Source organism: Streptomyces sp. NPDC049577, assembly GCF_040675635.1.
Lineage (GTDB): Bacteria > Actinomycetota > Actinomycetes > Streptomycetales > Streptomycetaceae > Streptomyces.
In genome coordinates, this window is sequence record NZ_JBFAPH010000309.1 from 1 (window position 1) to 7,522 (window position 7,522).

Genomic DNA, 7,522 nt, shown 5'->3' on the forward strand with positions numbered 1-7,522 from the left:
GCGGCAAGCCCCGGCCCATGTGACGTTTACCGGCTGGTAACTCTATTGACGCCGCCCTGACACGGCCGAGATCATCTCGTCCAGCGGTCGACATTGTCGAACGCGGTTCGGACGAGGGCGTCCCGCAGCGGGATACCCCGTGTTCTCAAAGGAATCCCCCATGCGCCTGCGCACCACTGCACGGCTCCTGGTCGCCGCCGCGGCCGGCGCCGCCCTGAGCCTCCTCGGCCCCGTCGCCTCCCCGGCCTCGGCCTCCGTCCTCGACGTCCCGCCCAAGGGCGCCAACGACTGGTCCTGCAAGCCGGATTCGGCGCACCCGCAGCCGGTCGTCCTCGTCAACGGCACCTTCAAGCTCATGGCCGAGAACTGGGCCAGGCTCTCCCCGGCGCTCAAGGAGGCGGGCTACTGCGTCTTCGCCTTCAACTACGGCCACCTGGAGACCGACCCGGTCCCGCAGGCCGCGGCCGAACTCCGGGACTTCGTCGAGGCCGTGCGCGGCGCGACGGGAGCGGCGAAGGTCGACATCGTCGGCCACAGCCAGGGCGGCATGATGCCGCGCTACTACGTGAAGTTCCTCGGCGGCGCCGACAAGGTCGACGACCTCGTGGGCATCGTCCCCTCCAACCACGGCACGGAGAACCCGCTGGCCCTGGCCGCCGGGTACACCTTCTGCCCGTCCTGTCTCGACCAGCGGCCCGGCTCGGAGCTGATGAAGAAGCTCAACGCCGGCGACGAGACCCCGGCCGGCCCCGACTACACCGTCATCACCACGCGCCACGACGAGGTCGTCATCCCCTACACCAGCGCCCTGCTGACCGGCCCGGCCGAGCACCTCACCAACACGGTGCTCCAGGACACCTGTCCGCTCGACCCCTTCATGCACGACCAGGCGACCAAGGACCCGGTCGTCGCCCAGTGGGTGCTCAACGCCCTGGGCCGCAAGGGCCCGGCCGACCCGCACTTCCAGCCGCGCTGCCTCGGCGGCGCCTGACGGTCGGCGGGCACGCGAAGCCCCCGGCACGCGAGGATCCCGGGAACGCGAAGACCCCGGGAACGCGAAAACCCCGCCGCCGCGCGCATCGAGCGCACAGCGGCGGGGTGAGCGCCGAGGGTGCGGCCGTCAGGCCGCCTTGGCCTGGCGGGCCTTGGTCGCGTAGACGTCCACGTACTCCTGGCCGGACAGCCGCATCACCTGGCTCATCACCTCGTCGGTGACGGCGCGCAGCACGTAGCGGTCGCGGTCCATACCCTCGTACCGGCCGAAGTCCAGCGGCTCGCCGAAGCGCACGGTCACCGGGGCGATGCGGGGCAGGCCCTTGCCGTCCGGCTGCACCTTGTCCGTGCCGACGAGGGCGAACGGCACGACCGGCGCGCCCGTCATCAGCGTGAGCCGGGCGATGCCGGTGCGGCCGCGGTAGAGACGGCCGTCGGGGGAGCGGGTGCCCTCGGGGTAGATGCCGAAGACCTTGCCCTCGTCGAGGATCCGGCGCCCGGTCATCAGCGCCGCCACACCGCCGTTGCCGCCGTCGCGGTCCACCGGGACCATGCCGGAGGAACGGAAGAACCACGCCATCAGCCGGCCCTTGAGGCCCTTGCCCGTGACGTACTCGTCCTTGCCGATGAAGTAGACCTGCCGCTTGACGATCAGCGCCACGAACAGGGAGTCGATGAACGTCGTGTGGTTCCCGGCCAGGATCACCGGGCCGCTCTCGGCGATGTGCTCCACGCCCTCCACCTTGGGGCGGTACAGGACGCGCATGAGGAATCCCAGGAACGCCTTGAGCAGGATGCGGGACAACGGTTCCTCCGGTCGGTGGTGGTGGATGCGACGCCGGCCGTGCGGCGGACGCGAACGCGGGCCGCATGCTAGCGCGCAGCCGATGACGATACTCGCGGGTACGGCCCCCGCGCACACCGGGTTCACACACCCGATACGCAGTGTTGACGTGAGTTTTTCCTCCGTTCCGGTCCAGTCCTTCGACGCGAAAGACGAACATGCCTACGATCAGCCGGGTCCGCCGGCTGCCGGACGGCCGCCGGGCGGGCACACCAGAACGAACCGAGCGAGGAGCGTATATGCAGCAGGAGCAGCGGCCGGGCAGGCGCACGGTGCTGGGGGCCGCGGCGGCCCTCGGCGCGGGGGCGGTCGCCCTCGGAGCCGGCGCGGCCCCCGCGGCGGCCGCGCAGCCGGGCACCGGGGCGGCCACCGGACCCCTCGGGCACGGGCGCGGTGACGGCGGCTCGTACCGGGACCTCCCGAAGCCGACCGTCATCGGCCACCGGGGAGCCTGCGGCTACCGGCCCGAGCACACCTTCGGCTCCTACGAGTACGCCCTGGCGAACGGCGCGGACGTCATCGAGCAGGACCTCGTCCCCACCAAGGACGGACACCTGGTCTGCCGTCACGAGAACGACATCACCGCCACCACCGATGTCGCCTCCCGCCCGGAGTTCGCCTCCCGCAAGACGACCAAGACCGTCGACGGCGAGGCCCACACCGGCTGGTTCACCGAGGACTTCACGCTCGCCGAGCTGAAGACCCTGCGCGCCAAGGAGCGCATACCGGGCAACCGCCAGCGCAACACCCTTTACGACGGGCGCTGGCAGGTGCCCACCTTCGAAGAGGTCCTCAAGTGGGCCGACGAGCAGGGCCGCAAGCGCGGCCGCCGGATCTGGCTGCACGTCGAGACCAAGCACCCCACCTACTTCCGCAAGCTGGGCCTCGGCCTGGAGGAGCGCCTCGCCAAGCTGCTCCGCCGCTACGGCCGCGCCGGCCGCGACGGCCACACCTTCCTGCAGTCCTTCGAGCCGAGCAGCCTCCAGCGGCTGGGCAAGCTGGGCATCGACTGCCCGAAGGTGCTGCTGCTGGACGACCTGCCGACCCGCCCCTGGGACTTCGTCGAGGCCAAGGACCCGCGCACCGTCAAGGACCTCATCACGCCCCAGGGCCTGAAGTGGGTCGCCGGCTTCGCGCAGGGCATCGGCCCCTGGCTCAACCTGATCATCCCGCGGGACGCCCAGGACCGGCTCACCAAGCCCACCACGCTCGTCCACGACGCCCACGCCGCCGGGCTCATCCTGCACCCCTACACCATGCGCAACGAGAACTCCTTCCTGCCGGCCGACTTCCGGCGCGGAACGGACCCGAACGCCTACGGCGATGCGTTCGGCGCGTTCAAGACGTACTTCGCCACGGGCATCGACGGCATCTTCTCGGACAACTGCGACACGGCATCGCTCGCGCGGGCGGACTTCCTGAAGCACTAGTCACCGATCGCCGCCGGTCCGGCACCGCCGTGCCGCGCACTCGCCCGGAAGGGTGATTCCCGCGCGGCACGGCAACCGGGGGTATGCGGGCGCGGTCCCCGTCGTCATGACCCCGAGCGACCCGAGCGATCTGCTGACCCGGTTGCGTCCGCTCCTCGCCGCGGAGTGCGCCGCCGAGGCGCCCGCGGCGGGCGTCGACGCCGCCGATCTGGAACAGGCGGTGTGGGTGCGGCTGCTGAGCGAGCACCGGGCGGGGACCCGGCCGCCGGCCGCCCGGTTACGGGCGGCGGTCCGGGCCGAGGCCCGCCGCGCCCGGCGGCGTAGCCGGCGCGAGATCCCCTACGACCCGACCGGCGGCCCGCAGCCCGGCGCCGGGCCGGGCGTCGAGCAGGCGGTGCTGGCCGCCGAGGCACGCCGTCAGCTCCTGGCGGCCGTACGGCGGCTGCCCGGCCCCTGCCCCGTCCTGCTCGGGGCGCTGCTCTCCCCGCGGGATCCGACGTACCGAGAAATCGCAGGAGAGTTGGGAATCTCACAAGGATCTTTGGGGCCCACGCGTTCCCGCTGCCTGGGATGCTTGCGCAGAATGCTCATGGCGGAGATTGCCGCTCCTTGACCGTGGGGAAAGGAGCGTTAGACACCCACCAGGGGAGGCATGCGCACATGGGCATGAGCGTGACCATCTCGGCCGCGGCCGAGGACGATGCCGAGCAGATCCTCAAGCTCCAGTACCTCTGCTACCAGAGCGAGGCCGAACTCTACGGCGACTACTCCATCGAGCCGCTCACCCAGAGCCTGGCCGACCTCCGCGCGGAACTCGGCAAGGGCTGCGTGCTCGTGGCCCGCCTCGGGGAGGAGGTCGTCGGCTCGGTGCGCGGCACGGTCGACGCGGCGGGCACGGCCGTCATCACGGGCCTCATCGTGCACCCCCGCATGCAGCGGCACGGCCTGGGCGGCCGGCTGCTGGTCGCCATCGAGGACCGGCTGGCCCAGGAGCGGTCCGCCAAGCGGTACCGGCTCGCCACCGGGCAGCGCAGTGAGGGGAATCTGCGGCTCTACCGGAAGTGGGGTTACGCGCAGACCGGTACGGAGCAGGTCACGCGGAAGCTCACGCTGGTCACGCTGGAGAAGGACGCGGCAGCCGCCTCGGCCGCCTACGCGGCCAGTGCGTGACACCGGGTGCGGGTTGCCTGTGGCTGGGCGCCTACTGCCCCGTGCCCCTTCGGGGCGGTCTCACTCCTGCGGGGCGGTCTTGCGGCGCAGCCACATCATCGCGGTCACGGGCAGGATCACCGGGATGAAGAGGTAGCCCATCCCGTAGTCCGACCACACCGTCGCGTCGGGGAAGGCGCCCGGGTCCGCGAGCGTCCACGTGCCCACGGTCAGCACGCCGGCCAGCTCGGCGGCGCAGCACACCAGCGCCGCCCTGCGGGCCGTCGCGCCGCCACGCACCAGCGAGTACGTGATGAACGCGTACACCACGGCCGCCGCCGCCGACAGCACATACGCCAGCGGCGCCCGGCCGAAGTCCATCAGCATCTGGACGATCGAACGGGACGCCGCGGCGACGGTGAACACCCCGTAGAGCCAGACCAGCAGCCGGCCCGGGCCGCGGCCGAGCTCGAAGCCCGCGCCCGGCTCGGCGGGTCCCTCGGTCCTCATGGGCGTCTCGGACACGGTTCAGCCTCCCCAGATGTCGTACAGCCGCACCTCGAGCACGGCGAGGATCACACCGCCCGCCGCCACGGTGGCGGAGCCCCAGCGGGTGCGTTCGGCCAGCGACATGAAGCCCGCCGCGGGCACGGCGGCCGCCGAGCCCAGCAGATAGGCCACGAAGATGGCCATGCCCTGGTCCGGCTTGTCGCCGCCGGCCAGCCGCACCACGCCGATCACCAGCTGGACCAGGGCCAGCACGGAGACCACGGCCATGCCGATGAAGTGCCAGTCCTTGGTCGGCTGGTCGCGGTAGAAGGCGAAGCCGCACCAGGCGGCCAGCAGGAGCGAGGCCAGACCGACGGCGAGCGTCAGCGCGTCGATCACCGCGGCCGCCGGGCGGCGCGGAGGGGCGAAAGGGGCGTGACAGGCATGGGACGACTTTAATGCGGCGGCCCGGGCACCCCGTCCCCGGCCCCGGACCCACGCCCGTGGTCCAGGACGTGATCACAGATGTCCGCTATTCGGACAGGCTTGGCCCGCTCGCACGTCCTTCTGTTTTACTGACCCGCATGACCACGACGAGCAGCCGCACCCTTGCGACCGAGGCGATGACGACGCCCGGTGCTCGTTGCATGTGTCGAATGTGTGACCGCTGAGGGCCCCCGTTCCGCGCCTCGCGCCCCGAAGCGAGACTCCTTCAAGCCCGCCGGCAGGCCGTCGCCGCCGGTCCGAGAGCTGAAGCCCCCCGCGTCAAGAACCCCGCAGCCGCGATCCACCGCCGATCCCACGCCGCCGGGGACTCCCATGCCGCGTTCCGCAATGAATGCCCGTGCCGGCACGCCAGCGCCGCGCACTCGACAGTGACGGAAACCCCTGTGATCACCACTTCGGGCCTGACAAAGGTCTACCGCTCACGCGGCCGCGAGGTCACCGCCCTCGACGGCGTCGACCTCCACGTCCGGGAGGGCGAGGTGTACGGCGTCGTCGGCCAGAGCGGCGCCGGCAAGTCGACCCTCATCCGCTGCGTCAACCTCCTGGAGCGCCCCACGTCCGGCACGGTCACCGTCGCCGGCCAGGAGCTGACCGCGCTCGCCGGGCGCGGCCACCGCGCGAACGCGGCGCTGCGCCAGGCCCGCAGCCGGATCGGCATGGTCTTCCAGCACTTCAACCTGCTCTCCTCGCGCACCGTGCAGGCCAACGTCGAACTGCCGCTGGAGATCCTCGGCGTCTCCGGCAAGGAGCGCGAGCGCAAGGCCCTGGAACTGCTCGACCTCGTCGGCCTCGCCGACAAGGCCAAGGCCTACCCGTCCCAGCTCTCCGGCGGCCAGAAGCAGCGCGTCGGCATCGCCCGAGCCCTGGCCGGCGACCCCAAGGTGCTGCTCTCCGACGAGTCGACCTCCGCGCTCGACCCGGAGACGACCCGCTCCATCCTCCAGCTGCTGCGCGACCTCAACCAGCAGCTCGGCCTGACCGTCCTGCTCATCACCCACGAGATGGACGTCGTCAAGACCATCTGCGACTCCGCGGCCCTGATGAAGGGCGGCCGCGTCGTGGAGTCCGGCACCGTCGCCGAACTGCTCGCCACCCCCGGCTCCGAGCTGGCCGCCGAGCTGTTCCCGGTCGGCGGCGAGCCCTCCGGCCCGGACCGCACCGTCGTGGACGTCACCTTCCACGGCGAGGCCGCAACCCAGCCGGTCATCTCCCAGCTCTCCCGCACGTACAACATCGACATCTCGATCCTGGGCGCCGCGATGGACACCGTCTGCGGCCGCCAGATCGGCCGGATGCGCATCGAGCTGCCCGGCCGCTTCGAGGAGAACGTCGTCCCCATCGGCTTCCTGCGCGAGCGGGGGCTTCAGGTCGACGTCGCCGACGTCACGGCTCCGGCACCCGCCGCCGAGCTCCACAAGGAAGGTGCCAAGTGACCTGGTCCGAGATGCAGCCCCTGCTGCGGGACGCCTGTCTGGACACCCTGTTCATGGTGTGGTGGTCCACCGTCTACGCCGTCGTCGGCGGCCTGCCGCTGGGCCTCGCGCTGGTTCTCACCGACCGCGGCGCCCTCCTGCAGAACGTCGTCGTCAACAAGGTGATCGGCACGATCGTCAACCTCGGGCGCTCGCTGCCGTTCATCATCCTGATCGTCTGGCTGATCCCCTTCAGCCGCCTCGTCGTCGGCACCTCGATCGGCCCCAGCGCCGCCGTGGTCGCCCTGGCCATCGGAGCCGTGCCGTTCTTCGCCCGGCTCGTGGAGACCGCCATCCGCGAGGTGGACCACGGGCTCGTCGAGGCCGTGCAGTCCATGGGCGGCGGCACCTGGACCATCGTCTTCAAGGTGCTCCTCCCGCAGGCCCTGCCCTCGCTCATCGCCGGCCTCACCACCACGGTCATCGCCCTCATCGGCTACTCCGCGATGGCGGGCGCAGTCGGCGGCGGCGGCCTGGGCAACCTCGCCATCACCTACGGCTACCAGCGCCGCGAGACGGCCCTGATGAACATCACCATCGTGCTGCTCATCGTCATCGTCACCGTCGTCCAGCTCGCCGGCCCCGGTGGCGCCCGTACCGGACCGCGGCCGCAAGGTCTGGCTGCACCACGGCAGTTC

General features: G+C 71.5%; 9 protein-coding genes. 6 read left to right on the forward strand and 3 right to left on the reverse strand.

The window, feature by feature from the left end; all coding sequences use genetic code 11:
* Window positions 1-160 precede the first annotated feature (160 nt).
* Window positions 161-991 carry an alpha/beta fold hydrolase gene (locus AB0K09_RS26465; protein ID WP_366067899.1) on the forward strand — a complete coding sequence of 277 codons (831 nt, stop codon included), beginning with the start codon at window positions 161-163 and terminating at the stop codon, window positions 989-991.
* A gap of 129 nt (window positions 992-1,120) precedes the next feature.
* Here AB0K09_RS26465 and AB0K09_RS26470 read toward each other — a convergent pair whose 3' ends face one another.
* Window positions 1,121-1,798: a lysophospholipid acyltransferase family protein gene (locus AB0K09_RS26470; protein ID WP_366067900.1), complete on the reverse strand. Its 678-nt coding sequence runs from the start codon at window positions 1,796-1,798 to the stop codon at window positions 1,121-1,123.
* Window positions 1,799-2,076: 278 nt separating this feature from the next.
* Between AB0K09_RS26470 and AB0K09_RS26475 the strand changes: the two genes are divergently transcribed.
* The 3 genes from AB0K09_RS26475 (at window position 2,077) to AB0K09_RS26485 (ending at window position 4,437) form a co-directional block, all read left to right on the forward strand.
* Window positions 2,077-3,267 (forward strand): glycerophosphodiester phosphodiesterase, encoded by a 1,191-nt coding sequence (locus tag AB0K09_RS26475; protein WP_366067901.1) that lies wholly within the window; start codon window positions 2,077-2,079, stop codon window positions 3,265-3,267.
* A 106-nt stretch (window positions 3,268-3,373) separates the two neighbouring features.
* Window positions 3,374-3,880, forward strand: coding sequence for a sigma-70 family RNA polymerase sigma factor (locus AB0K09_RS26480; protein WP_366067902.1), 507 nt, complete (start codon window positions 3,374-3,376; stop codon window positions 3,878-3,880).
* Window positions 3,881-3,927: 47 nt separating this feature from the next.
* Window positions 3,928-4,437 (forward strand): GNAT family N-acetyltransferase, encoded by a 510-nt coding sequence (locus AB0K09_RS26485; protein WP_366067903.1) that lies wholly within the window; start codon window positions 3,928-3,930, stop codon window positions 4,435-4,437.
* 60 nt (window positions 4,438-4,497) lie between these two features.
* Here AB0K09_RS26485 and AB0K09_RS26490 read toward each other — a convergent pair whose 3' ends face one another.
* Together AB0K09_RS26490 and AB0K09_RS26495 are read right to left on the reverse strand one after the other, a co-directional pair.
* The gene (locus tag AB0K09_RS26490) at window positions 4,498-4,926 is read right to left on the reverse strand and encodes a hypothetical protein (RefSeq protein WP_366067908.1); all 429 of its coding nucleotides are present in this window, start codon (window positions 4,924-4,926) and stop codon (window positions 4,498-4,500) included.
* 18 nt (window positions 4,927-4,944) lie between these two features.
* Window positions 4,945-5,304, reverse strand: a complete 360-nt coding sequence (locus AB0K09_RS26495) for a hypothetical protein (protein ID WP_366067904.1) — start codon at window positions 5,302-5,304, stop codon at window positions 4,945-4,947.
* Window positions 5,305-5,795: 491 nt separating this feature from the next.
* Here AB0K09_RS26495 and AB0K09_RS26500 point away from each other — a divergent pair, with 491 nt between their 5' ends.
* Window positions 5,796-6,845, forward strand: a complete 1,050-nt coding sequence (locus tag AB0K09_RS26500) for an ATP-binding cassette domain-containing protein (RefSeq protein WP_366067905.1) — start codon at window positions 5,796-5,798, stop codon at window positions 6,843-6,845.
* Window positions 6,842-7,522 (forward strand): methionine ABC transporter permease (locus AB0K09_RS26505; protein ID WP_366067907.1); only part of this gene is annotated, 681 nt, incomplete at its 3' end. The genes AB0K09_RS26500 and AB0K09_RS26505, both read left to right, overlap by 4 nt.